The 26,321-nt window shown below is 35.5% G+C and carries 18 protein-coding genes; 10 read left to right on the top strand and 8 right to left on the bottom strand.

What is annotated here, in order from left to right; translation table 11 throughout:
* The first annotated feature begins 126 nt into the window (after positions 1-126).
* The 3 genes from ACZ2G0_RS08255 (at position 127) to ACZ2G0_RS08245 (ending at position 4,856) form a co-directional block, all read left to right on the top strand.
* Complete coding sequence (locus ACZ2G0_RS08255) at positions 127-2,004, top strand: M14 family metallopeptidase (RefSeq protein ID WP_470307183.1); 1,878 nt, start codon at positions 127-129, stop codon at positions 2,002-2,004.
* Positions 2,004-2,408 (top strand): ribosomal maturation YjgA family protein, encoded by a 405-nt coding sequence (locus tag ACZ2G0_RS08250; protein WP_470307181.1) that lies wholly within the window; start codon positions 2,004-2,006, stop codon positions 2,406-2,408. Before ACZ2G0_RS08255 ends, ACZ2G0_RS08250 begins: the two co-directional genes overlap by 1 nt.
* A gap of 222 nt (positions 2,409-2,630) precedes the next feature.
* Entirely contained in the window at positions 2,631-4,856 is a 2,226-nt protein-coding gene (locus ACZ2G0_RS08245; protein ID WP_470307180.1) for a TonB-dependent siderophore receptor, read from the top strand.
* A 116-nt stretch (positions 4,857-4,972) separates the two neighbouring features.
* Here the strand turns inward: ACZ2G0_RS08245 and ACZ2G0_RS08240 are convergent, their stop codons facing one another.
* Positions 4,973-5,353: a hypothetical protein gene (locus ACZ2G0_RS08240; protein ID WP_470307178.1), complete on the bottom strand. Its 381-nt coding sequence runs from the start codon at positions 5,351-5,353 to the stop codon at positions 4,973-4,975.
* 246 nt (positions 5,354-5,599) lie between these two features.
* Positions 5,600-8,233: a valine--tRNA ligase gene (locus tag ACZ2G0_RS08235; RefSeq protein ID WP_470307176.1), complete on the bottom strand. Its 2,634-nt coding sequence runs from the start codon at positions 8,231-8,233 to the stop codon at positions 5,600-5,602.
* Positions 8,234-8,470: 237 nt separating this feature from the next.
* On the opposite strand from ACZ2G0_RS08235, the gene ACZ2G0_RS08230 reads away from it, so the two are divergent.
* A complete protein-coding gene (locus ACZ2G0_RS08230; protein ID WP_300287004.1) occupies positions 8,471-8,860 on the top strand; it encodes a DUF1573 domain-containing protein in 390 nt (129 codons plus the stop codon).
* A 47-nt stretch (positions 8,861-8,907) separates the two neighbouring features.
* Here the strand turns inward: ACZ2G0_RS08230 and ACZ2G0_RS08225 are convergent, their stop codons facing one another.
* The gene (locus ACZ2G0_RS08225; RefSeq protein WP_470307175.1) at positions 8,908-10,236 is read right to left on the bottom strand and encodes a retropepsin-like aspartic protease; all 1,329 of its coding nucleotides are present in this window, start codon (positions 10,234-10,236) and stop codon (positions 8,908-8,910) included.
* 127 nt (positions 10,237-10,363) lie between these two features.
* On the opposite strand from ACZ2G0_RS08225, the gene ACZ2G0_RS08220 reads away from it, so the two are divergent.
* The 6 genes from ACZ2G0_RS08220 (at position 10,364) to lgt (ending at position 15,718) form a co-directional block, all read left to right on the top strand.
* Positions 10,364-11,557 (top strand): pyridoxal phosphate-dependent aminotransferase, encoded by a 1,194-nt coding sequence (locus tag ACZ2G0_RS08220; RefSeq protein ID WP_470307174.1) that lies wholly within the window; start codon positions 10,364-10,366, stop codon positions 11,555-11,557.
* A gap of 237 nt (positions 11,558-11,794) precedes the next feature.
* Positions 11,795-12,466, top strand: a complete 672-nt coding sequence (gene folE / locus ACZ2G0_RS08215) for a GTP cyclohydrolase I FolE (protein ID WP_470307172.1) — start codon at positions 11,795-11,797, stop codon at positions 12,464-12,466.
* Positions 12,467-12,511: 45 nt separating this feature from the next.
* On the top strand, positions 12,512-12,874 hold the full coding sequence (locus ACZ2G0_RS08210; protein ID WP_470307170.1) for a four helix bundle protein: 363 nt from the start codon (positions 12,512-12,514) through the stop codon (positions 12,872-12,874).
* A gap of 76 nt (positions 12,875-12,950) precedes the next feature.
* On the top strand, positions 12,951-14,429 hold the full coding sequence (cysS, locus tag ACZ2G0_RS08205) for a cysteine--tRNA ligase (protein ID WP_470307169.1): 1,479 nt from the start codon (positions 12,951-12,953) through the stop codon (positions 14,427-14,429).
* Positions 14,430-14,452: 23 nt separating this feature from the next.
* A complete protein-coding gene (gene yidD, locus ACZ2G0_RS08200; protein ID WP_470307167.1) occupies positions 14,453-14,698 on the top strand; it encodes a membrane protein insertion efficiency factor YidD in 246 nt (81 codons plus the stop codon).
* Positions 14,699-14,797: 99 nt separating this feature from the next.
* Positions 14,798-15,718, top strand: a complete 921-nt coding sequence (gene lgt, locus ACZ2G0_RS08195; RefSeq protein WP_470307166.1) for a prolipoprotein diacylglyceryl transferase — start codon at positions 14,798-14,800, stop codon at positions 15,716-15,718.
* Between the two features lie 50 nt (positions 15,719-15,768).
* Here lgt and ACZ2G0_RS08190 read toward each other — a convergent pair whose 3' ends face one another.
* The 5 genes from ACZ2G0_RS08190 to asnB all read right to left on the bottom strand — a co-directional run bounded on the left by ACZ2G0_RS08190 (position 15,769) and on the right by asnB (position 26,158).
* The gene (locus ACZ2G0_RS08190; RefSeq protein ID WP_470307165.1) at positions 15,769-17,982 is read right to left on the bottom strand and encodes a T9SS type B sorting domain-containing protein; all 2,214 of its coding nucleotides are present in this window, start codon (positions 17,980-17,982) and stop codon (positions 15,769-15,771) included.
* A gap of 219 nt (positions 17,983-18,201) precedes the next feature.
* The gene (secDF, locus tag ACZ2G0_RS08185; protein ID WP_470307163.1) at positions 18,202-21,177 is read right to left on the bottom strand and encodes a protein translocase subunit SecDF; all 2,976 of its coding nucleotides are present in this window, start codon (positions 21,175-21,177) and stop codon (positions 18,202-18,204) included.
* 223 nt (positions 21,178-21,400) lie between these two features.
* Positions 21,401-22,336, bottom strand: a complete 936-nt coding sequence (mdh, locus tag ACZ2G0_RS08180; protein WP_470307162.1) for a malate dehydrogenase — start codon at positions 22,334-22,336, stop codon at positions 21,401-21,403.
* An 84-nt stretch (positions 22,337-22,420) separates the two neighbouring features.
* Positions 22,421-24,364, bottom strand: a complete 1,944-nt coding sequence (gyrB, locus tag ACZ2G0_RS08175) for a DNA topoisomerase (ATP-hydrolyzing) subunit B (RefSeq protein ID WP_470307161.1) — start codon at positions 24,362-24,364, stop codon at positions 22,421-22,423.
* A gap of 192 nt (positions 24,365-24,556) precedes the next feature.
* A complete protein-coding gene (gene asnB, locus ACZ2G0_RS08170) occupies positions 24,557-26,158 on the bottom strand; it encodes an asparagine synthase B (protein WP_470307160.1) in 1,602 nt (533 codons plus the stop codon).
* Positions 26,159-26,321: the final 163 nt, after the last annotated feature.

Genomic DNA, 26,321 nt, shown 5'->3' with positions numbered 1-26,321 from the left:
TCACTCCTAACAGTGAGGTTTTTTATTTACAAAATAATTATCACCAAAGTACTTCCTAACTAAAATACTTATATTTACTTTCTTTTAAAAAAGACCTGATAAATCAATTTAAATCAAAATCATACTATGTCAAATAGCAGTATCACTAAACCCTTTCTAATCGCTTTCGCTTTAGTCGCTTCACTTACCTCATGGTCACAAAGCATCCTTCCTCCTAGTATAGAATGGCATGGAAAAAGTGAAAAGTTAATTGCTAAGCCAAATAATGCGTGGATTACACCTACTGAAAAATCGGGTTTTAAAACAACTCCTACTTACGATGAAACCATCAATTGGTTTAAAAAACTTACTGATGCTTCTCCCTTACTATCGATGGTCCCGATTGGTACAAGTATCGAAGGAAGAACAATCTACATGATTGTGGGAACAACCGATACTAATTTTGATCCCGAAGCATTGAAAAACTCTAGAAAACCAACACTGTTTGTACAAGCAGGAATCCATTCGGGTGAAATTGATGGTAAAGATGCCGGAATGATGCTATTGAGAGATATTGCCTTTGGAGGAAAAAGCAACTTGTTAGATAAGGTAAACTTTTTATTCATCCCCATTTTGAGTGTTGATGCACATGAAAATGCCTCTCCTTACAACCGACCGAATCAAAGAGGACCTGAAAATATGGGATGGCGTACCAATGCGCAGAATTTAAATTTAAACAGAGATTACGCAAAACTAGATACTAAAGAGATCAAAGCAGTTGTGAACGTAATGAATCTTTACAATCCCGACTTGTATATGGACATTCACGTAACTGATGGAGCGGATTATCAGTATGATATAACCTTTGGAGGTGTTGGCTTACAAGGTAATTCTCCTGGAATCGCAAAATGGCTTGATTCAACGTATAAGACCAAAACTGACCAGTATTTGACAGCTAATGGTCATATTCCGGGTCAATTGTTATTCGCCGTAAACGACCGTGATTTTACCGAAGGAAATATTTTAACCTCTGGCGGACCTCGATTTTCAGACAGCTACGGTAATCTGCGACACATGGCTTCTATTTTAGTAGAAAATCATTCTTTAAAACCTTTTAAACAAAGGGTATTAGGAACTTATATTTTGCTAGAAAGCACCTTATCGCTTTTGGCAACCGAAGGAAAAACATTGCAAGCAATTAGCGCCAAGGATAAAACCTTGAGAGATTCTAAAGTTCCTATGGCATGGAAAGTCCCACAAATGGAAACTGCCGTACGATTTGATAATTTAAGTGATTTACAAAATAGCACCAAACCAGTGCAAGCAGCTGATAGCTTGGTATTCTCTGGAATAGCTTCTCGAATTTTAAAATCACCCGTAACCAATGGAGACTATATTGAATGGTTAGGAAAACCAATCAAACAAAAAATAGTCAATTATAAAGCGACTGAACCAATTGATTTTATAAGTCGTCCAAAAGGATATTGGATTCCGACATCCTGCGATGTGGTTATTGAGCGCTTGAAACTGCATGGTATTCAGATGGAAACACTGGAGAAGCCACGAGAATTAACATTAGAAATGTATCGCATTGAAGATGCCAAAGTCGAAGATGAAAACCAACAAATAAAACCATTTGAGGGGCGAATGCAAGTAAGCGGTACCACAAAATCGATAATGAACACGATGGTGTATCCTAAAGGTTCGGTTTATGTTTCAACAGATCAACCTTTGGGTGATTTAGCAATGGTTTTATTGGAACCGCTATCTAAAGATTCTTTTTTTAGATGGGGATTTTTCCTTTCTATTTTTCAACGAACGGAATATATCGAGCCTTATGTTATGGAACCGATGGCAATTAAAATGCTACAAGAATCTCCTGCACTTAAGACGGAATTTGAACAAAAGCTCGCGACTGACCCTACGTTTGCTAAAAACCCCAATGCGATATTAGGTTGGTTTTATAGTAAAACTAACTATTACGACAAACGTTACCTTCTTTATCCTGTCGGCAGAGAATTGTAATGTTACAATCTAATAAAAAGACCATCATTCGGTTCAACAGATACTACTTTATTTGGGCAATAACGATCTTCGTAACGGAGATTGGTATTGCCCTTTATCTTTATGATAACTTTATACGGCCTTATTTTGGGGATTTCCTTGTCATTATTCTCATCTATTGTGCAATCCAATCGGTAATTGCGTTTTCTAAAGTAAAGGCGGCCACGATTGCATTGCTTTTTTGCTATGTTGTCGAACTAGCGCAATATCTACATCTTTTGGATATTCTTGGCTTACAACAATCGAAACCATTAAAGATTGTATTGGGTAGTTCCTTTTCATGGTCAGATATATTTGCCTATTCCGTTGGTTTTGTATTCGTTATTGTCGTTGAAAAATTCCTAAAAGACAAGACTTGTCATTAGCTAATGCAACTCACTTAAACTGCTTAATGAACCACAATTGGAGTATTCAGATTTGACCTCACTGCTGCTCATTTCAATTTTCCCAAAAATTAAAATCAAGTATAAATCATTGAAAAACATTTGATTAAAAATTTTATTTATATTAAGTCTAAATAAGTTTTGCGGATTCAAAATCCCATTATATATTTGCACCATTATTTTTACTTATTCTAAATAAACGACATGAAATATATAATTTTATCAGGGTTAGCCTTATTATTTACGTTACCATCTACTGCACAAAATTTTCAAAGCGGAGATCAAGGAACTTCAGATGTGGCATACATTGCAGCAGTACATGATACCATAAAAAAGAACCGAGGAGAAATTCTTCAGGAAGTAATGATCAACGGTGTCAAACCACACAAACCAGTTTCAGCAATTCGATCAGGTTTAAAAGTTATCGATATTCCTCAAAGCGTACAAATTATCGGAAATGAGATTATCTCTCAACAACAAGCAATTCGTTTGAGCGATGTTATAAAGAATGTAAATGGTGTTTATGTAGGATCGGCTCGTGGAGGTGCTCAAGAATCATTTTGGTCGAGAGGATACGATATGTCGGCAAACAATATGTTCAAAAATGGTTTCCGATTCAGTAGCGGTTCAATTCCGGAAGTCTCTTCTCTTGAAAAAGTAGAAATACTGAAAGGTAGTGCAGCTCTTTTATACGGAAATGTTGCGCCAGGAGGTATTTTAAACATGGTAACTAAAACACCCTCATTTTCTAAAGGTGGAGAAATAAGCATGCAAATGGGAAGTTATTCTTTTTATAAGCCTTCAATAGATATTTATGGTCCTTTGAATGATTATATAGCCTATCGTTTTACAGGATCCTATGAGAATTCTAAAAGTTTTAGAGATGTTGTGTCTAAAGAACGTTTTTATGTGAATCCATCGTTCTTGTTTAAAGTAAGCCCAAAAACAGAAATTACCTTGCAAGGAGATTATTTGAACGATGATTGGACACCTGATTTTGGTACTGCGATTATAGGAAAAGAAATTGTAGATATACCACGTAGCACTTACCTTGGAGCTACATGGTCCAATGGTAAAACAATTCAATCTTCTGTATCAGCATTAGTAAACCATAATTTTAATAACAATTGGTCTTTAAATTTCAATTCCTCTTTTCAAAACTACGAAAGAGAATCAAAAGGAACTGAACGTATTCAACCGGATGCAGCCGGAAACTGGAGCCGTCCTTTAGGTCAAACTAAAAATTTAGAGCAAATAATAGGAGAACAAATAAGTTTACAAGGAACTTTTGCCACTGGTAAAATCAAACATCAAGTCTTTACAGGAGTAGATTTAGAAAATTCCTTTTTACAATCATATAGTTTTTCCTTTTCACCAACAACCTACGGAAGTGGAAATATTTATGATTTCGCAAACTTTAATCAAGGAACAGGAATTCCTGACTCGAACACTACACGTATTGTAAAAACAGAAACTAATCGCTTTGGAGTCTACGCACAAGATTTAATATCTCTTACTGATAAATTTAAAGTTTTAGCTGGTTTACGCTGGTCATGGCAAGAAGCTAAAGTGGATACCTACAATACGACAGTTACACCGGCAGTTTTAACGACTTCACCTAATCGTCCAGATCAAGCCTTTACTCCCAAAGTTGGTTTAGTTTATCAGCCTACTACCACTAGCTCTTTATTTGCAAGTTACAGCTCATCTTTTACTCCAAATTCTGGAAATACGGTAAACGGAGAAGCAATTGAAGCTTCGATTATTGATCAATATGAAGTTGGTGTTAAACAAGATTTCTTTAAAGGAAAGCTAACCACTAACGTGACGCTATACCAAATAAATAATAGCAATCTTGCACAAACTGCACAATTTAAAGCTGACGGTACATCAAATATAGACTCAAACGTTAAAGAACTTAGTGGCGCAACTAAAAGTGAAGGTATCGAGATTGATATTACAGCAAGACCATTTGAAGGATTTAATGTAATAGCTGGATATAGTTACAATGATATGCGCTATACAAAAACTAGTGGCTTGGTGGGTAGCTTTGTCGAAGGGGACCGTTTAGCAAGAACTCCGGCAAATACTGCTAATCTTAGTTTCTTCTACACTTTACCTTCAGGAAAATTAAAAGGTCTTTCTGTAGGCGCAATAGGAAACTACATAGGAGATCGAGTTGGTGGTTGGAACAATAGATATATTAGCGATGCCAATAACCCAGGTTCCTTATCAACAGAGGACAGAGAAGTGCCTCTTTCAGGATACACAACAATAGATGTTAGTGCGGGTTACAGCTGGAAAAAATTCTCAATTCTATGCAAACTATCTAACATCACTAATGAACTTAATTATACCGTTCACGAAAACTACAGTGTAAATCCTATTGCCCCAAGGCAAGTTATTACATCATTGCGTTATAAGTTCTAAAATTAAAATCTATAGTTAATTACAAAAAAAACTCGTTTAGTATTAAACGAGTTTTTTTGTAATTATTTTTATTTTAAATCGACAGTATATTTAAATACTAATGCAATATCTAGCTATTATCTAATTAGTTCTACTTCTAAATTTTCAAGCACCCCAAAGAGGGAATCAAATTGATTAGGCTCGTATTTTTCAACACCGCTTTGGTACCACAAAACTATTGTATTGATTTGATAAGGTGTGTAGCCAAGAGTATCAATTGACATTCCTAACATACCCGCAAGCAAGTAATCTTCTAAAATCTTATCGGTTAAAATACGATTTGGGATCCCACCACTTAAAAAACCATTCATTCGCTCATACTCTGAACGACCTGATTGAAATCCAGCGAAGATGGCTTCACTATTTTGTACCATATTTGATGAAGAAAATGGATTTACACCAATTGAATATCCTTCATAATATTCTTTTACATATATAGAATCATAAGTCTGTTTCATGCGCATAAGTGATTTAATGTGGTATTATACACCAAAAGTAATAAGGATTAGCGAGTTAGAATAGTTAAATCGATGAAAGGACCAAAAACTCTTTAAAACACAAGCGGCATGTAGTTTACCGATAAAAACGAATCAAATTCAACACGTTACTAAAAAAAACATCTTAGTACGTTTCATATTCAAAATTAAAAGTCATAAAAAAACCCGTTTCATAAAATGAAACGGGTTAGATATAAAGTAAATTGATTATTTCAATCCAGCTAAACTACTTTCAATAGTTTCGATTTTAGCTAAAGCATCAGCTTCTTTTTGTCTTTCGTTTGCCAAAACTTTCTCTGGCGCACCGTTTACAAATTTCTCATTTGCCAACTTATTCTGAACGGATTTCAAGAAACCTTTCGTGTACTCTAATTCAGCTGTTAGTTTGGCAATTTCTTCTTCAACATTAATATTTCCAGTAATTGGAATAAAATATTCATTCGAATTCACACGGTAGGATAACGCGCCATCTACTTTTTCAGTAACATATTCTAAGGTTGTGATGTTTCCTAATTTGGTTACAACCGAATCAAAATAAGTTGATACCTTATCATTATTAATTGCTTTTAACTCGATTGCATCCTTAAACGGAATATTCTTGTCTTTACGAATCGTTCTCAGTCCGGAGATTACTTCCATTGTGTTTTCGAAATCAGCGATTAATGCGGCGTTAAAAGGCTTCATTTCTGGCCAAGTGGATACAATTAATGCTTCCTCTTTTGTTCTTGGAGCTAGTATTTGCCAAATCTCTTCTGTTAAAAATGGCATAAAAGGATGTAGTAATTTCAAGTTGCTTTCAAGCATTTCTATCGCTTTCGCAAAAGTTACGCTATCAATCGGCTGCTGATATGCGGGCTTAATCATCTCTAGGAACCACGAACAGAAATCATCCCACACTAATTTATAAATGCCCATTAGAGCATCAGAGATTCTGTATTTTTCGAAATTGTCTTCGATATCAACTAATGTTTGTTGTAACTTCGCTTCATACCATTCGATTGCTACCTTAGAAGATTCCGGTTGCGGTATAGCATCTGAAACTTCCCAACCTTTGATTAATTTGAAAGCATTCCATATTTTATTGGTAAACCCTTTACCTTGGTTACACAATTCTTCGTCGAACATAATATCATTTCCTGCAGAAGCGCTTAAAAGCAATCCTACACGAACACCATCAGCACCAAATTTCTCAATTAAATCTAATGGATCTGGTGAATTTCCTAACGACTTAGACATTTTACGTCTTTGCTTATCACGAACCAGTCCAGTCAAATACACATTGGTAAATGGCTTTTTATCCGTATACTCATATCCTGCAATAATCATTCTCGCAACCCAGAAAAATAAAATATCCGGACCCGTAACTAAATCATTCGTAGGATAATAGTATTTAAAATCTTCGCTTTCTGGATCCATGATTCCACCAAAAACCGACATTGGCCAGAGCCAAGACGAAAACCAAGTATCTAAGGCATCCACATCTTGTTTTAAATCAGCTATTTCTAATTTAGGATTAGCAGTTCTTTCTTTGGCGAGAGCCAAAGCATCCTCAATATTCTCAGCAACTACAAAATCTTCTTTCCCATCTCCGTAGAAATAAGCCGGAATTTGTTGTCCCCACCATAACTGACGTGAAATATTCCAGTCACGAATGTTGTTTAACCAGTGTGCATATGTATTATTAAAACGAGCAGGATGCAATTTAATATCTCCATCAACCAATACAGATTGAATTGCTGGTTTAACCAAGTCTTCCATTTTCAAGAACCATTGATCTGATAATCTAGGTTCGATCACCGCTTTAGTTCTTTCTGAAGTTCCTACTTTATTTAAATGTGTTTCAGTTTTTGCTAGAGCACCAATAGTTTCTAACTCCGCTGCCACTTCTTCACGAACTACAAAACGATCTTTTCCTTGATAATGCATACCGAAGCTATTCATTGTAGCATCTTCATTAAAGATATCTATAATTTCAAGGTTGTGCTTCTCTCCTAGCGTTTTGTCATTCATATCGTGAGCAGGAGTCACTTTTAGGCATCCTGTTCCAAATTCGATATCAACATATTCGTCTTCGATAATTGGAATTACTCTACCACAAATAGGCACGATCGCTTTTTTCCCTTTTAAATGTGCAAAACGTTCGTCATTTGGGTTAATACAAATAGCACTATCTCCAAAGATGGTTTCGGGACGCGTTGTTGCAATGGTTAAAAAGTCTTCGCTTCCTTCAATTTTATATTGAATGAAATATAATTTACCTTGTCTTTCTTCAAAAATTACTTCTTCGTCAGATAAGGTTGTCTTCGCTTCAGGATCCCAGTTTACCATGCGGTAACCGCGATAAATCATTCCTTTATTGTATAAATCAACAAAAGATTTTATTACAGATGCAGACATATCTGGATCCATTGTAAACTTAGTACGCTCCCAGTCACAAGATGCTCCAAGTTTTTTTAACTGCTCTAAGATGACACCATCATATTTGTCAGTCCAGTCATAAGCATGCTTTAAAAACTCTTCACGAGTTAAGTCAGCTTTGTTGATGCCTTCTGATTTTAATTTGGCAACCACCTTTGCTTCTGTTGCAATGGATGCGTGATCAGTACCTGGTACCCAACATGCATTGAACCCTTTTAAACGAGCACGACGAATTAAAACATCTTGGATAGTGTTGTTTAACATGTGCCCCATGTGCAAGACTCCTGTCACGTTAGGTGGCGGAATTACAATGGTATAAGGAGTTCTATGGTCAGGCTCAGAATGAAAATAATTATTTTCCATCCAGTACGCGTACCATTTATCTTCAATAGTTTTAGCGTCAAATTGTGCAGGGATTGTCATTTTTTATCTTGATTTATTTCATCGCTAATTTGTTGCTGCTGTCAAAAAGTCAAGCGGATTATTGCATCCGGATTTAACGTATAAACAAATCAACAAATAAACTTTTTATAATTGGTCTAATTATTGCATTTCATATTGGGAACAAAAGTAAATAATAAAGTAGACTATAAAAAGAGAATTAAAAATTTGTCCTCTAATAAAAAGATTCTATATTTACTTTGATTAAATTCAATAAAAATGAAAAAAATAATACCATTAATAGCTGGTCTTCTAATAAGTAGTATTGGGTTCGCGCAAAATGGAGCTAAAATTGATTTCAAAGATCAAAACAATACTATAGACTATGGGACAATAAGCAAGGAAAATGACAACGGAATTAGAGCATTTGTGTTCACAAACACTGGAAATGCACCTTTAATCATTAGTTCCGTCCAAACGACATCCAATTGCACGATTTTATCTAAACAAAACGACACTATTTTACCAGGGAAATCCTCAAAAATTGAAGTAAAATACAACATGACAGAAGGACCTATTCGTAAGACGATTACAGTGGAATCTAATGCTATTAATTACGATGAAGGAAGAATTCCTTTAAAAATAAGAGGCGAGGTAGTGGTTAAATAAAAAATAGTTTTATAAAAAGCTCCTTGATTAAATTCAAGAAGCTTTTTTTATAAAATATTGATCAGTTGTACTCTAAATTTTAATGGCTTACCATTTCGCATGATATCTATTGTTATCCATTTTTCTTTTTCGGCTTTGAGAAAAGAATTAACTTCAATCAATGAATATTTTTGCAACTCTTTTCCATCTATTGCGTTTACAATATCACCAGCTAACAATCCGGCCTTAGCAGCAGCAGAACCTTTACGAACATTATCAATCTCGTAAATAGGTTTCAACTTAAAATTATACTTAAAGTTATTTATTAAATTCTCATTGTAAGTTGTTGCATAACTACTTGCTTTAGTTTCTACTTTTAAAGCAATAGTTTCTTGAACCCATTGCATACCTCCCGTTCTAATTTCGATTCCACTTTTATTGTAGTTGAAATAGCTTTTAAAATCTGAATTTTTTCTCAAAAAAAGTTGTCCGTTGCCATAATCGAAAACCATAGAAAATCGTTTGAATATTTCACCTCCTACAGATCCAAGTCTATTCGAAACCATCTTTACATGACGTAAGGAAATTGAGTCTGGAAATGCTGCAATTGGACTCTTGAATACAAAATCGTTGATTTTAAATTCAGAAATAATCGCTCGCCGACCAAAAATATCGCCACTGAATCCTTTACCTAAATAATCTTCGAAGTTCTTACTAGGAACCTTGATTGCATCAATTTTATTCTCAAATAACCACAAAGCGTCACTGTGGCCCGTATCTATTAAAAGCTTCACTGGGATTGAATTAGCACCTATAGTAACACTTCCTGTTAAATAGGGTTTACTACCCTCAACTGTAATTGTCGATTGTTTAAATTTTCTAGCTAATTTTCTCCGAATTTGAGGACTTTCTTGATGAAAAACGAGCACCTTCTTCGCATAATTTATTTCTAATAAATTATTTTTAAAAAAAGGATAACCAATGATACCGTTAACCGGAATTCCTATATGAGAAGAAAGATTAAAAGCTTGATCTAGAATCACATACAAGGCATGATTACTAGAAACCATTCCTTTCACTTCCAGTTGATTGCCTGTAGATTTTAAACCAGCAACAGCGTCACTACTACCCAAACCTCTTAAACTAATGGTTTGTGGATTGAACAAGCTAACACTGTCTTTTTCTTCTAAACTAAAAAGTATCGTTTCCTCAACACCTGAATCCAGCATAAAAGTTAATTGAGTTCCATTTACTTTTAAAGGAAAAAAAATAAGATTATTAATAAGCTTAAATGGGATTTTTATTTTACTTTTTTGCTGCTTAAAGATAAAACCATCTTGCGCTAAAACTGGACTACAGCATACCAATAAAAACACAATAACTATAATTTTTTTCATGTAAATCTCTTTCCATAAAAATACTGAAAAATTCCTGTTTTATTGCTATTTTAACAATTTTTAAAGGCTTGTACAACCGATAATTCGAGAAAAAAATCGCAAATTTGCAATTCAATAATATAAAGCTATGCCAAAAATATCAATTAAAGGTGCTCAAATGCCGGAGTCACCGATCCGTAAATTAGTACCTTTTTCAGAAATTGCTAAGAAAAAAGGTAACAAAGTATATCATCTAAACATAGGTCAACCGGATATTAAAACACCCGAAGTTGCTATGGAAGCAGTCAAAAATATTGACATCACTATATTAGAATACAGCCACTCTGCTGGTTTTGAAAGCTACAGAAACAAACTTTCTCAGTTTTACAAATCAACTGGATTACCAATAAACCCCGAAGATATTATCATTTCAACTGGTGGTTCAGAAGCATTGCTTTTTGCCATGGGAAGTACCATGGATCAAGGAGATGAAATCATTATTCCAGAGCCATTTTATGCAAATTACAATGGTTTTTCGACTGCATCCGGCGTTACTGTAGTACCGGTTATTTCATCGATAGATACTGGTTTTGCGTTACCCCCTATTGCTGACTTCGAAAAATTAATTACTGCAAAAACAAAGGCAATCTTAATATGTAATCCAGGTAACCCAACCGGTTATTTGTATTCGAAAGAAGAAATGATGCAATTAGCTGATCTTGTTAAAAAACACGATTTATTCCTAATTGCTGATGAGGTTTATAGAGAGTTTACTTATGATGGCGACGTGCATTACTCGGTAATGAACATACCTGGATTAGAAGAAAACGCAATCATGATTGATTCGGTTTCTAAAAGATACAGCATGTGTGGCGCACGAATTGGTTGCATTGTTTCTAAAAACAAAGAATTGATGGCAACTGCAATGAAATTTGCTCAAGCTCGTTTGAGTCCACCAACTTTTGCTCAAGTAGCCGCTGAAGCTGCACTTGATACACCACAAAGTTATTTTGACGAAGTAATTTCTGAATATAGGGAACGTAGAGACACATTGGTTACGGAGTTAAACAAAATCGAAGGTGTAAAAGTAGCCAATCCAAAAGGGGCTTTTTACTGTATCGCCGAACTACCTATTGACAATGCAGATACTTTTGCACAATGGTTACTAGAAAGTTTCGATTTTAACGGAGAAACTGTAATGGTAGCTCCTGCAGCAGGATTTTACTCAACACCAGGTGTAGGACTTAATCAAGTACGTATTGCTTATGTTTTGAAAAAAGAAGACTTAATAAAAGCGGTTCAAATTTTAAAAGAAGCAATCAAAGTCTACAACGCTAAATAATTTTTTATAGACAAGAGGTGCTTTAAAAGCGTAGTAACCATAGGTAATAGACACAACTCAAGGCAGTAACAAATAGAAGTTACTGCCTTGAGTTTTTTGGACAGATACACACAGAAAAAAAGAATTATACCACACCTTAAATCGAGTTGATTAATTAGTAAAACCTTTAGAAAATGTTTGGTTTTTATTAATTATCTTTACGCTCGAAAATTATACACACAATAATAGCTTTTTTTAATGATAAATAAGGAAGAATTACAAGATGAAATGGGTGACAACCACATCGCATCTAGTGCAAATAACCCAGTAAGAGAAGATGCATTTGACATTACTGATGATGAAAAAATTGAAAAAATAAAAAAAGACGTTGAAAACATTCTTTTAACTTTAGGAATGGATTTAACGGATGATAGCATGAAGGGCACACCTAACCGTGTAGCTAAAATGTTCGTAAAGGAGATCTTTGGGGGACTAAATCCTGAAAAAAAACCAAAGGCATCTACATTTGATAACAATTACAAATATGGAGAGATGTTAGTTGAAAAAAACATCACTTTGTATTCTACTTGTGAACACCACCTTTTACCAATTATAGGAAGAGCACATGTTGCTTACATCTCAAACGGAAGAGTTATTGGACTTTCTAAAATGAATCGTATCGTAGAATATTATTCAAAAAGACCACAAGTACAGGAACGTTTAACAATGCAAATTGTTCAGGAACTACAAAGAGCGTTGGGAACAGAAGATGTTGCTTGTGTTATTGATGCTAAACATCTTTGTGTAAATTCAAGAGGAATTAGTGATATTGAAAGTAGTACTGTAACCTCTGAATTTGGTGGAAAATTTAAAGAGCCACAAGCCCGAAGAGAATTTTTAGACTACATTAAGTTAGATACAAAATTCTAAAGAAATGTTTAATTGTCAATTTGTTTAACTGTTTAACCTACTCTCATGTATATTTTTTCCTTTGAAAAACTTGATGTTTGGCAAAATTCAAGAGAGTTTATTATAGAAATATACAAATTGACGAGTAACTTTCCAGCAAGCGAAACCTATGGTATCAGTTCACAAATTAAAAGGAGTTCGTCGTCTATTGCAACAAATATAGCAGAAGGCACTTCAAGAAACACTAACAAGGACAAAGCTCATTTTCTAACTATTTCATATTCTTCAGCTACAGAAACGTTAAATCACCTAATAATTTCTAAAGATCTGAAGTATATTACTGAAGATGACTATTTACTCTGCAGAGATAAACTTGAAAAAATTTGCAATCAAATTAATAGCCTGAAAAAATACTATCTTGCTCAATAACAATTGATTAAATCGTTTATTTGACTACCTAACAATTAAACGATTTAAACAGTTAAACAATTAAACTAAAAAATACATGCCTTTATACTCAAGTCAAAAACTGAAAATATACAATTCGCTTTCGGGAGAGAAAGAAACATTTGTACCTATTAACGAAGGAAACATTGGTATGTATGTTTGCGGACCTACTGTTTACAGCAATGTCCATTTAGGAAATGTTAGAACTTTTATGTCATTTGATGTCATATTTAGGTACTTATTGCATTTAGAGTATAAAGTACGCTATGTGAGAAACATTACAGATGTTGGACATATTGTAGATGATGTAGATGAAGGCGAAGATAAAATTGCAAAAAAAGCCCGTTTAGAACAGCTAGAACCAATGGAAGTCGTACAACGCTACACTATTGATTTTCATGATATCCTTAAAGCATTTAATTTTTTACCACCAAGTATTGAGCCAACAGCGACAGGACATATCGTGGAGCAAATTGAAATCATCAAAAAAATAATCGATTCCGGAATTGGATACGAAGCGAATGGTTCTGTTTATTTTGACGTAGTAAAATTCAATAAAACTAATCATTACGGACGCTTAAGTGGTCGTAATATTGAAGACATGCTTGCCAATACTCGAGATCTTGATGGCCAATCCGACAAGAGAAATCCACAAGATTTTGCCTTATGGAAAAAAGCAGAGCCACAGCATATTATGCGATGGCCTTCGCCTTGGAGCGATGGTTTTCCTGGATGGCACTTGGAATGCACAGCGATGAGTACAAAATATTTAGGCAATCATTTTGATATTCACGGCGGTGGAATGGATTTAAAATTCCCCCATCATGAGTGTGAAATTGCTCAAAATGAAGCTTGCACGGGACAAACCCCAGTTAATTACTGGATGCACGCCAATATGCTGACCTTAAACGGAAAGAAAATGGCGAAATCTACGGGTAACAATATTCTACCAAGAGAAATCCTGACAGGCGAAAACAGCATTCTTAGTAAAGCATTTTCAGCATCAGTGGCTCGATTTTTTATGCTACAGGCACATTACCGCAGTATTTTAGATTTCTCTGATGATGCTATTGTCGCTGCTGAAAAAGGATACAAACGCTTAATGGAAGCAATAGATACGCTTAAAACTTTACAAAGTAACACTGTTAGTTCACTAGCAATCGAAGACTGGAAGCAAAGTTGTTATGATGCTATGAATGACGATTTCAACTCTCCTATTTTGATTGCGAACTTGTTTGAAGGTGTCCGATTCATCAACCTTATAAATGATAATAAAGAGACTGTTACAGCTGATGATCTTGACATACTGACCACAACAATGAACGCCTTTGTATTTGATGTGCTTGGACTTGAAGATGATAAAACTGTTGACGGGAATTCGAATAAGCTAGAAGGAACGATTAACATGCTAATTGGTATGCGCAATCAAGCACGTGCTGACAAGAATTTTGCTTTATCTGATCAAATTAGAGACCAATTGATAGCAATCGGAATTCAGTTAAAAGATGGAAAAGAAGGAACAACCTTCACGGTCTAGCTTTTAATGTAAAACGAAAACAAATGCTGAAAAAAGTACTTATTTTCCCATTTTTAGTGCTTGTTCGTTTTTACCAACTGGTGATATCACCATTGACTCCTGCTTCTTGTAGATTTGAGCCAACCTGTTCAGCCTATATGATTGAAGCATTAAAAGAGCATGGCTTATTGTATGGCTTGTTTTTAGGCATAAAAAGGATAATAAGTTGTAACCCATGGGGCGGCAATGGATATGATCCCGTTCCTAAGAAAAATTGCAACCACAAATAAGTCGATAAGCATTCCGATCTTGAGTCCAGTTTTAATTTTCAAAAAATTTTAGAGCGAACCTCTCTACAAAAAATGTATTTTTACTTAAAATAAATAATAATGACGCACGCTTTAAATATTGTCTGGAACCCATCAGAAGGAATTGATCTTGGTTTTTTTATGATTCGTTTCTATAGTCTAATGTTCGTAATTGCATTTGGACTAGGATGGTACATTATGAAAAACATCTTTGAAAGAGAAGGTGAATCAATTGAAAAATTAGATTCACTATTCATATGGTCCGTATTGGCTACCTTAATTGGAGCGCGTTTAGGACATGTCCTTTTTTACGATTGGGGCTACTTTAAAAACAACTTATTAGAAATATTTTTACCGGTTCGTTTTAGTCCTACATTTGAATTCACAGGTTTTCAAGGACTAGCAAGCCATGGCGCTGCCATTTCGATAATTGTAGCTATGTATTACTTTAGTAAAAAAGTACTACAACGTCCGTTATTATGGATTTTGGATCGTATCGTAATAGCGGTAGCTAGTGGAGCTATTTTTGTACGACTAGGTAATTTTTTCAATTCTGAAATCATTGGGAAAGAAACGACATCACCTTTTGGAATCCGTTTTTTACGTGATCAATTCACTCCCAACGATGCAATAAATGCGACCCAAATTACCAATCCTAATGAGGCATATAAAGCGATAGCAACCGACCCTAAATTTGCTAATTTATTAGCACAAGTACCCGTAAAACATCCAACTCAGTTGTATGAGGCTGTTTGTTATATTTTTGTATTCGCTATTTTGTTTTTCTTATATTGGAAGACAGAAGCTAGAAAAAAATCAGGATACTTATTTGGTTTGTTCTTAGTCCTATTGTTTTCTGTACGAATGGTAGTCGAATCAGTTAAAGAAAGCCAAGGAGGTTTTGAAAGTGCCTTAGGACTACTTTCAACAGGACAATGGCTAAGTATTCCCTTCATCTTAATCGGTTTTTACTTTGTCTTTACTGCTGAAAAGCAACCTTAAATGGTAAATTAGTATAAAAAACGAAAAGCTTCTCAATGAGAAGCTTTTTTTTATCTTTTAAGCGAAAAATGTGATCTATATTTTTTCAAAACATCTTGCACTGTGTACTCAACTACAAACCAGTAGTCGTCGCTAGGCATTGGACGACCAATGTACAAACCATTCCAACCCGCACTATTTGGCGTTATTTCTTTGAGAAGTTTACCAAATCTATCAAAAATATGAATTTTAGCTGTTGGATCATCTCTTAGAGAAAAAATGTTCCAATTTTCATTGTAACCATCTCCATTTGGAGTAAAAAACCTTGGATAATCAATTACAAGTATATTAGATTTTGTTATCGGACTACTACATCCTTTATTCTCAATAACGGTAACAGTATGAAGGCCTGCACTCACAAATTCAAATACGGGACTAGCTTGAAACGGACCATCATCCAATCGATAAGAATAATCGCCATTTGCAATAGTTGGTAAAATGGTAATCATTTGATTATTAGAAAAAGCTTCAGTAACGGTCCAACTAAAATCCGTTAAAGTATTAGAAGGATTTACGACTACGTTGATTGTTTGAGCCGTAGCACACTCATTAGCATCAGGTGTAAATACATAAGAACCACTTGTCATGTTGTCCACAACAGCAGGATTCCACAAACCATTTACGCCCGATGGAGAGGTAGTATTTAAAGTTGGAGGTACAGCTCCTGAGCAAATACTAAAAGAGCTAAAACCAGGCGCTGTCCTTGCGTTTACAGTTGTAGTAAGTGATTGAGAGGCTGCACACTCGTTAGCATTAGGGGTAAACACATAGGTACCACTTACTAAATTATCAACCTGAGCAGGATTCCACGTACCCATTACACCATTAGGTGAGGTCGTGGCCAAGGTAGGTGCGGTTGTGCCTGCGCAAAATGCGGGAATTGCTACAAATCCAGGATTAACCCTAGCTGTAACCGTAACATTAAGCGTTTGATTCGTTGAACACTGATTTGGATTGGGTGTAAATACATACGAACCACTAGTAGTATTACTAATTTGTGCTGGTACCCAAGATCCCGTCACTCCCGATGGAGAAGTAGTCGCTAAAACGGGTGCTGTACTACCGGAGCAAAGCGGAGCAATAGCAGCGAAGTTCGGACTATTATTAGCAACAATAGTAATTGTAGTTGTCGTAGGATTCACCGAACTACACTGTCCTGGATTAGGTGTAAAAGTATAAGTAACGGGTCCTAATATAGCAGTATTAACTATAGAAGGTGACCAATTACCTGAGATTGCTGGCGTATTATTAGAATTCATGGGTAATACAGGTGCAGCTGCATTTTGACAGACAGTAGCTGGAATACCTGTAAAAGTTGGCGCTACTAATGGCAACACCGTTACATTTAATGTTTGGGTAGTTACGCACGGATGCAACATAGCGTTAGGAGTAAAAACATAACTTCCACTAGTGGTATTACTGACCACTGCTGGAGACCATGTACCCGAAATTCCATTAGGGGAAGTAGGTCCCAAAACTGGAGGCGGAGTACCTATACAGAAAGGAGGTATTGGACTGAAATTAGGCGTAGTAGTAGCAGTCCCACACGGAACACTACAGGTCAAAACAGAACGATCACATGGATACGTAGCGTGTTCTACAGTTAATGTAACTGATTGACCTGGTAACAACCCAAAAACTTGCAAATTAGTAGGACTCTTTGATCCCGTAACAGCAGGTCCACCATCAACGGTATAACTATAATTATACTGATTAGGCAAACCAGTTGTATTTGCCCAATCAAAAAAGACGGAACTATTTTTATCCGCAGCAGCAATTTGTGAGGGATCACATCTAAAAACTAAAATTTTACTTCCATTATCTGCCACTACATTAACAACAATTTGGACTCTTGAACTTTCAAGTACACCGTCAGTTTCGCTAACATAATAAGAAACAGATCCAACAGCTACAGTCGATGGTGTAGGCGCAGTGGTACTAAAAGTACCACCTGTAGCAACTGTATACCATCTTAGCGTGTTCCCTACTGAAGGTGTTGCTGTTAATGGCACAGCAGTAGTCCCTTGACAATAATAAACTGGAGAGCTAACAACTGGAGGTGCCACCGCTAAAGTACCAACTCGAGCAAAAGTACTTGGGCTTACAAAGGTCTTATTGAAAAACAACCTGGTATTTAGAGGCGCGCTATCCTTCGCTACTGCCGTCGCATTGAGCAAGAATACAGTTATAAAGATAAAAACAGATTGGATAATGTTTCTTTTCATTGTTACGATTTATAAATGATATGGAATCTCAAAAACTAGGAGAATCTTAAGGATAGTAAATATATTAAAAATGAAATTGTTAAAAAATAAAAACCGACTAACTACAGTATTAAATCCCGTATTCGATACTATTTAACTACAAAAATACCAAGCCTTAATACTAGGTCAAAAAAAAGACCTAACAGTTGTTAGGTCTTTTACTTTCTGAATTAGCAGCAATTATGCTTCAGCATGTTGCTTTTCAATTATTTTTTTATCAGCAGCAGATATTGTATCTACTAATACCGGCGTAGCGATAAATAGTGAAGAATACGTACCAACTACGATACCAACTAACATTGCGAAGATAAATCCTCTGATTGACTCACCTCCAAAGATGAACATGATCAATAATACACCAATCATTGTTAACGAAGTATTGATTGTTCTTGACATAGTTGAATTAATAGATTGATTCACGATCTCTCCAAAATTACCTTTTACTTTACCATCAAGGAATTCACGAACCCTATCAAATACAATTACAGTATCATTCATCGAGTATCCAATAACCGTTAGGATTGCTGCAATAAAGTGCTGGTCGATTTCCATTCCAAAAGGCATGAATTTATAACATAATGAGTAGATACCTAATACAAAGATAACATCATGCGCTACAGCTGCGATAGCTCCTAAACCATATTGCCATTTTCTAAAACTAATGATTAAGTATAAAAATACGATTAACATAGCTCCAAGTACTGCCCAGTATGCGTTAGTTTTAATATCCTCAGCAACAGTTGGTCCAACTTTAGATGCTTGGACAATACCAAACTTTTTACCATCATACGAGTTAACAAATTTATCATATGTTAAATCAGTGCTGTAATACGATTTTAAAGTTTCGAATAGAATTTTATTAACTTCCTCGTCAGCTTCTGTACCGTGTTCTTGTACTTTATATTTAGTAGTAATTTTTAATTGATTGTCGTTTCCAAAGATTTTCACCTCAGCACTTCCATCAAAAACTTTAGCTAACTGTTCTTTTACCACTTCAGTTTCAACTGGTTTTTCAAAACGAACTTGAAAAGTTCTACCTCCTACGAAATCTACACCTTGATCTAAACCATTTGTGAATAAAGAGAAAACACTTACAACTACAACAATCGCAGAAAACGCATAAGTACCTTTTTTAATTCTTAAGAAATCAAAATGGAAGTTAGTAAAGAAGTTTTTAGAAAAATTAGTTACAAAAGATAAATTAGCATTCTTAGCAATATCCTTATCGATGAAAATTCTAGCGATAAAAATAGAAGTAAATAATGAAGTTATAATACCTATTAATAAGGTAGTAGCAAATCCTTTAATTGGACCTGAACCAAAAATAAATAAAACTGCTCCAATTAAGATGTGCGTTACGTTTGCATCCACGATTGAACGCATTGCTCCCGTCCAACTGTACGAAATTTTAACTGCCTCATCTAAAGATTTACCAGCTCGTAGTTCTTCTTTCGCTCTTTCATAAATAATGATATTCGCATCTACCGCAGTACCCATTGTTAATACGATACCAGCAATACCAGGCAATGTAAGTACAGCACCTAAACTTGCTAAGATTCCGAATAAGAAAAGTAAGTTCACCGCTAATGCAATGTTAGCATACCATCCTGCTTTACCATAATATACAAGCATCCAAAGAGACACTAACAACAATCCTACGATTGCTGAAGTCGTTCCATTATCGATAGCCTCTTGACCAAGGGATGGACCTACCACTTCTGATTGAACAATATCTGCAGATGCAGGTAATTTACCCGCTCTTAAAACGTTAGCTAAATCTTTAGTTTCTGTAACATCAAAATTACCTGAAATTTCAGATCTTCCGCCTGATATAGGACCACTAGAAACTCCTGGAGCTGAGTAAACAACATCATCAAGAACAATAGCAATATTACTTTTTTGAGTATAGGCTCTTCCTGTTAACTCTTCCCAAGACTTAGCACCTTGACCGTTCATTTGCATAGAAACAGCAGGCTTACCTAACTGATCAAATGAATCACTAGCATCAGTTACAACACCACCACTCATCGCAGCAACATTATCTCTATTTCCCTTTAAAGCGTAAAGTTCAACAGCATCAACATCTTTATCTTTTGCATCTTTAATAGTTGTTGGTTTTCCCCAAACAAATTTAGCATAACGTTGATCAGCACCTAATAAAATTCTGATGTCAGCTCTCTTAAAGTAAGCATTAACAGTTGCAGTATCTTTTGGTGAAAACAGACCCAATACTGGACCACCACCTTGTGCAATAATTTTATCTAATAAAGGATTATTTCCTTTTTTAGCTACAGCTGTATCTTTTGCGTCAGTTAACAAAGCACTAAGAGAATCTTTTGCCACTGCTGGTTTAGTTTCTACTTTAGCAACTTCAGTTTTTTTCAATGACTCATTTGCAGCCATTAAAAAGTTACCTATTTCTTCAATTTTATAGGTTTCCCAAAATTCCAACTGAGCGGTACTTTGTAATAATTTCTTGATTCTATCAACATCCTTAGCTCCTGGAAGCTCAACAAGAATTTGACCAGACTCACCTAACTTTTGAATATTTGGTTGTGTTACCCCAAATTTATCAATACGTTTTCTTAGTACTCCAAAAGCACTCTCTACAGACTCATCAACTTTTCTTCTGATTACTTTTTGAACTTGCGAATCTGTCATTTGGAAATCAACTCCACCTTCACCTTGCAAACTTCTGTTAGCGAAGATATCTGGAGATGCTAATTTTACCGTTCCTTTAGAATTCGCTTCGAAAGCTTCAAAAAACTTATCAATAAATGGTTTGTTTCCTTGCAAATTTGCTGTTGCATCTGCGATCGACTTATTAAAAACAGGGTTTTTAGAATTATTAGATAATCCTTTCAAAATGTCTTTAACTGAGATTTGAAGGATCACATTGATACCTCCTTCTAAATCCAGACCTTTATTAATTTGTTTGTCACTTACTTCGTTAAAAGTAAAATTGGTAAATCCTAAATTAAAAACACTCTCCTTACCGATAGAGTCTAAGTATTTAACTTCTTTTTCAGGATTCCCTTTTGCAAAAGATTTTGCATCACTTTTTACTTTGTTTGCCACGAAAGTGAACGAAAGTTGGTAAATACTTACCAATGCAAATAGAATTGCGAAGAATTTAATAAGTCCTTTATTCTGCATTATTACTAAAAATTAATTATTTTTTATTATTTATGTTTGTTTCAAACCGATAATACAAGCCTTCAAACGATATTTCTCCTAAAAGGAAGACCGTGAAAACCCCCATTATTTTTTTAAACCGAGCAAATATATAATTAACGAAAAGATTAACCAATTTATTTATTAACTAATCTCAAAAAAAAGACTGCAAAACTGCAGTCTTCTCCGTTATATTGCAAATAGTTTATTCTAAAATTGATTTTAGCGCATCATTCATTGCACGAACAGCAGTTGCGCTTTTAGCGAACAACTCCTTTTCAGCATCATTTAATTTGATATCTACGATTTCTTCCACACCGTTTTTACCAATGATACATGGAACACCAATACAAATGTCATTTTGTCCATACTCCCCTTCTACGAAAACAGAACAAGCAATCATTTTCTTTTGGTCATTCAAGATACTGTCTACTAAATAAGCCACAGATGCTCCTGGTGCGTACCAAGCTGAAGTTCCTAAAAGTCCCGTTAAGGTTGCTCCACCTACCATTGTATCAGCTGCCACTTTTTGCAAAGCTTCTTCTGATAAAAATTGAGATACTGGCATACCATTATAAGACGCTAAACGAGTCAGAGGAATCATAGTTGTATCGCCATGTCCTCCAATAACCATAGCTGATATATCGTTAGCTGGTTTATCTAAAGCCATAGACAAATACGTTCTAAAACGAGAACTATCTAAAGCGCCTCCCATTCCTATAATTCTATTTTTAGGCAATCCTGTTGATTTAAGCGCTAAATAAGTCATCGTATCCATTGGATTAGAAACCACCACAATAATTGCTTCTGGCGAAAATTCTAAAACATTTTGGGTAACCGTTTTCACAATACCGGCGTTTATACCTATCAACTCTTCACGAGTCATCCCTGGTTTTCTTGGAATACCAGAGGTAATAACCACTACATTACTATTCGCAGTGCGAGAATAATCATTAGTTACACCCACTACTTTGGTATTAAAACCTGTATTGGTAGCACATTGCATAATATCCAATGCTTTACCTTCGGCAAATCCTTCTTTAATATCTAATAATACTACTTCACTTGCAATTCCTCTATAAGAAATAACATCTGCGCAAGTAGCTCCTACATTTCCTGCCCCTACTATGGTAACTTTCATAATTTTGAGTTTATTCGGTTAATCGTTAATTTGGTTGTTTTATTGCAGTAAAAAAATCAGAAACTCTTTTACTTTTTTTATGTTTTAAGCATCAATATTAGCGTAAACTGCATTTTTCTCGATAAATTCTCTTCGTGGCGGCACCTCGTCACCCATCAACATTGAGAACACACGGTCAGCTTCGGCTAAACTGTCAATGGTTACTTGACGTAAAGTTCTGAAATTAGGATCCATTGTTGTTTCCCACAATTGCTCTGCATTCATCTCTCCAAGACCTTTGTAACGCTGAATAGCAGCACTTCCACCCATTCTTTCGTTCGCTTGATCACGTTGCACATCATTCCAAGCATACTCTTTTTTGTTTCCTTTTTTAACTAAATATAAAGGAGGAGCTGCAATGTAAATGTGACCTTCCTCGATTAATTCTTTCATGAATCGGAAGAAGAAAGTTAAAATTAAAGTAGAGATGTGACTACCATCGACATCGGCATCACACATAATAATTACTTTATGGTAACGTAATTTTTCGATATTTAAAGCTTTACTATCTTCAGCAGTACCTATGGTAACTCCTAGAGCGGTAAATATGTTACGAATCTCTTCGTTTTCAAATACTTTATGGTGCATTGCTTTTTCTACATTCAAAATCTTACCACGTAATGGCAAAATAGCTTGAAAAGCTCGGTCACGACCTTGTTTTGCAGTTCCACCTGCCGAATCTCCCTCGACAAGGTATACTTCACATTTTGCTGGATCCTGCTCTGAACAATCTGATAATTTTCCTGGTAATCCACCGCCACCCATTACGGTTTTGCGCTGTACCATTTCACGTGCTTTCTTAGCCGCATGACGTGCTTGAGCCGCAAGAATTACTTTTTGAACTATGATTCGTGCGTCATTTGGATTTTCCTCCAAATAGGCCTCAATCATATCACCAACTGCCTGACTTACCGGAGAAACAACCTCTCTGTTCCCTAGTTTCGTTTTGGTTTGTCCCTCAAACTGAGGTTCCGCTACTTTTACAGAAATAATAGCTGTTAACCCTTCACGGAAGTCATCTCCAGCGATTTCGAACTTTAATTTATCTAACATACCCGAAGCATCTGCATACTTCTTCAATGATCTTGTTAAACCAGTTCTAAAACCTTGTAAGTGTGTTCCTCCTTCGTGGGTATTGATATTGTTTACGTACGAAAAGATATTCTCTGAATAACTCGTATTATAAATAAGTGCTACTTCAACAGGAATATCTCCTTTATCGTTATCCATAGAAATCACATGAGCAATAATAGGCTCGCGGTTTCCATCTAAATACCTAATATATTCTTTTAGTCCTTCTGTAGAGTGAAAAACCTCTGAAACAAAATTTCCGTCTTTGTCCTTTTCTCTTTTGTCAGTAAAAGTAATTGTGATTCCTTTATTCAAGAATGACAATTCACGCATACGAGCCGACAGCGTATCGTATGAATATTCAATTGATTGTGTAAAAATAGTTGGATCCGGATAAAAAGTTACGATTGTACCTCTTTTAGTCGTTTCACCAATTTGTTTTACAGGATATAACGCCTTTCCTTTCTCGTATTCTTGCTCATATATTTTTCCATCACTACTGTGAACGGTAGCTCTTAAATGATTAGAAAGTGCATTTACAACAGAAACCCCTACACCGTGCAATCCTCCAGAAACCTTGTACGAATCTTTGTCAAATTTACCTCCAGCACCAATCTTAGTCATTACAACCTCCAGTGCAGAAACACCTTCTTTTTTATGAATCCCAACCGGAATACCACGTCCATTATCCTCAACAGAGATAGAGCCATCTTCATTTATATCTACTCGAATGGTATCACAATGGCCTCCCATTGCCTCATCGATCGAGTTATCAACTACTTCATAAACTAAATGATGTAATCCTCGAACTCCTACATCTCCAATATACATGGATGGACGCATTCTAACATGCTCCATTCCTTCTAATGCTTGAATACTATCCGCTGAATAATTGCTCTTATTGATTTCTTCGCTCATATGATTTATTCTAAATGAAATTTTGTCTAACACGCAAATATATAAAAATGCAACCTATATAACCGTTAAATTACCCTTTTAAGCCCTTAAGTTATTAACATATTGTTGATTTATAGCCCATAAAAAAACGCTCTCCGCGAGGAGAACGTTCTAAATTTTATTAAACAGCAAATCCAATGACTAGTGCAAGTCTTATTTTGCATTTCCCGCTCCAGACCCAATATGCGCAGCATTGGCTCTTCCGCTTGGATCTTCGTTTTCTTGCCAACGGGGAATCCATTTTCTAACTGTTTGAGCTGCATTTGTTTCCGGGTAATATTTATTAAATATAGTTCGGTACAAATAAGCTTCTTTGGTAGTTGGCGGATTATAAGGAAACTCCACTGCAGCTCCTGCCAACTGCGCATCAGTCACTTGTGAGGCACAATAGGATTTTAATTGATCAATCCATTCATAGCCCACTCCATCACTAAACTGCTCTTTTTGTCGCCACAAAATTTCATCCGGTAAATACGGATTATCAACATCGTCAAAGGCTTTTCGGACAATATATTTCTCTTTATTATCGTACGTTTTAGGTTGTTTTTCTTCCGGATTGATTCGCATTACCACATCTAAAAAATCAGTATCTAAAAACGGAACTCTGGTTTCGACTCCTTGCGCCATAGTTGATTTGTCCGCACGCAATAAATCTGCCGTAAACAGTTTTTGAACTCTTTCGATGGTTTCCTTCTGGAAATCTTCTGCCGATGGTGCATTTCTAAAATACAAATACCCGCCAAAAACCTCATCAGCACCTTCTCCTGAAAGCACGACTTTTATACCTAGATCACGTATTGCTTTTGATAAAAAATACATCGGCACACTCGCTCTTACCGATATGATATCATAGGTTTCCAAATGCCAAATCAATTTATCAAGCAATTCTATCCCTTGTTCTACAGTAAAGTAAACTTCGTGATGCTCAGTCCCTATGAAATCAGCCGCTTTTCTTGCTGCGATAACATCGGGAGCATTCTTATCTAATCCAATTGAAAATGTATATAATTTCAAACCTTTCTCTTTCAGTATTCTGGCAGTGATCGCTGCAATCAAAGAAGAATCTAATCCACCTGAAAGCATGACACCCAAAGGCACGTCAGCCATTAATCGTTTGCTTACAGCTGCGGTTAAAGTACTATTTATAGCCTCCAAATCTAATTCCTGATTGGCATTTAAATAGTCTTCATATTCAGGTCTGTAATACTTTACAAAACCAGAATTTACAGTGTAGTAGTGTCCGGGAGGAAATGTTGATAAAGTAACACATTGGTCAGTAATCGTTTTCATCTCTGAAGCAAAGTACATTCTTCCTCTTTCATCCAAGCCATAATACAAGGGCTTCACTCCAAGAGGATCTCTAGCTGCCATAAAATCATCTCCATTGATAATGACAAAGGCAAAATCTCCATCTAATTTATTGCAAAAGTCATAGCCAAATTCCTCGTACAAATGTACAATTACCTCACTATCCGATTTGGTGCGAAATGAATGTGCTGCTAACAGCCCGTCTCTTAATTCTTGATGATTGTATATCTCGCCGTTGTGAACCATCCAAGCATCCGAAGTTCCTTGAATAGGTTGTCTACCCGAGGTCAAATCAATAATTGACAAGCGTTCACTACTCAAAATATTACCCTTTGCAGTCAAATATAAATCACTCTCATCCGGACCACGATGCGACATTCTTTTAGAAAGATCTTTCACAAGTTGCAGGTCCTTACCTTTACCAATAATGGCCACTATTCCACACATACTATTCTATTTTATTTTCTGAATCACAAAGAGAATATTCTCTATATAATTCGCCATATTACTAGATTTAATTTAAAGCTAAAATCAAATATAAAAAAGAAACCCAAATAATTAACTAAATTTTTAATTTTTAGACTTAATAAAAATAGCAATCACAATTAAA

This window comes from Flavobacterium sp. KKT103 (genome assembly GCF_055640565.1).
This window is presented reverse-complemented; position numbering and strand designations above follow the sequence as displayed.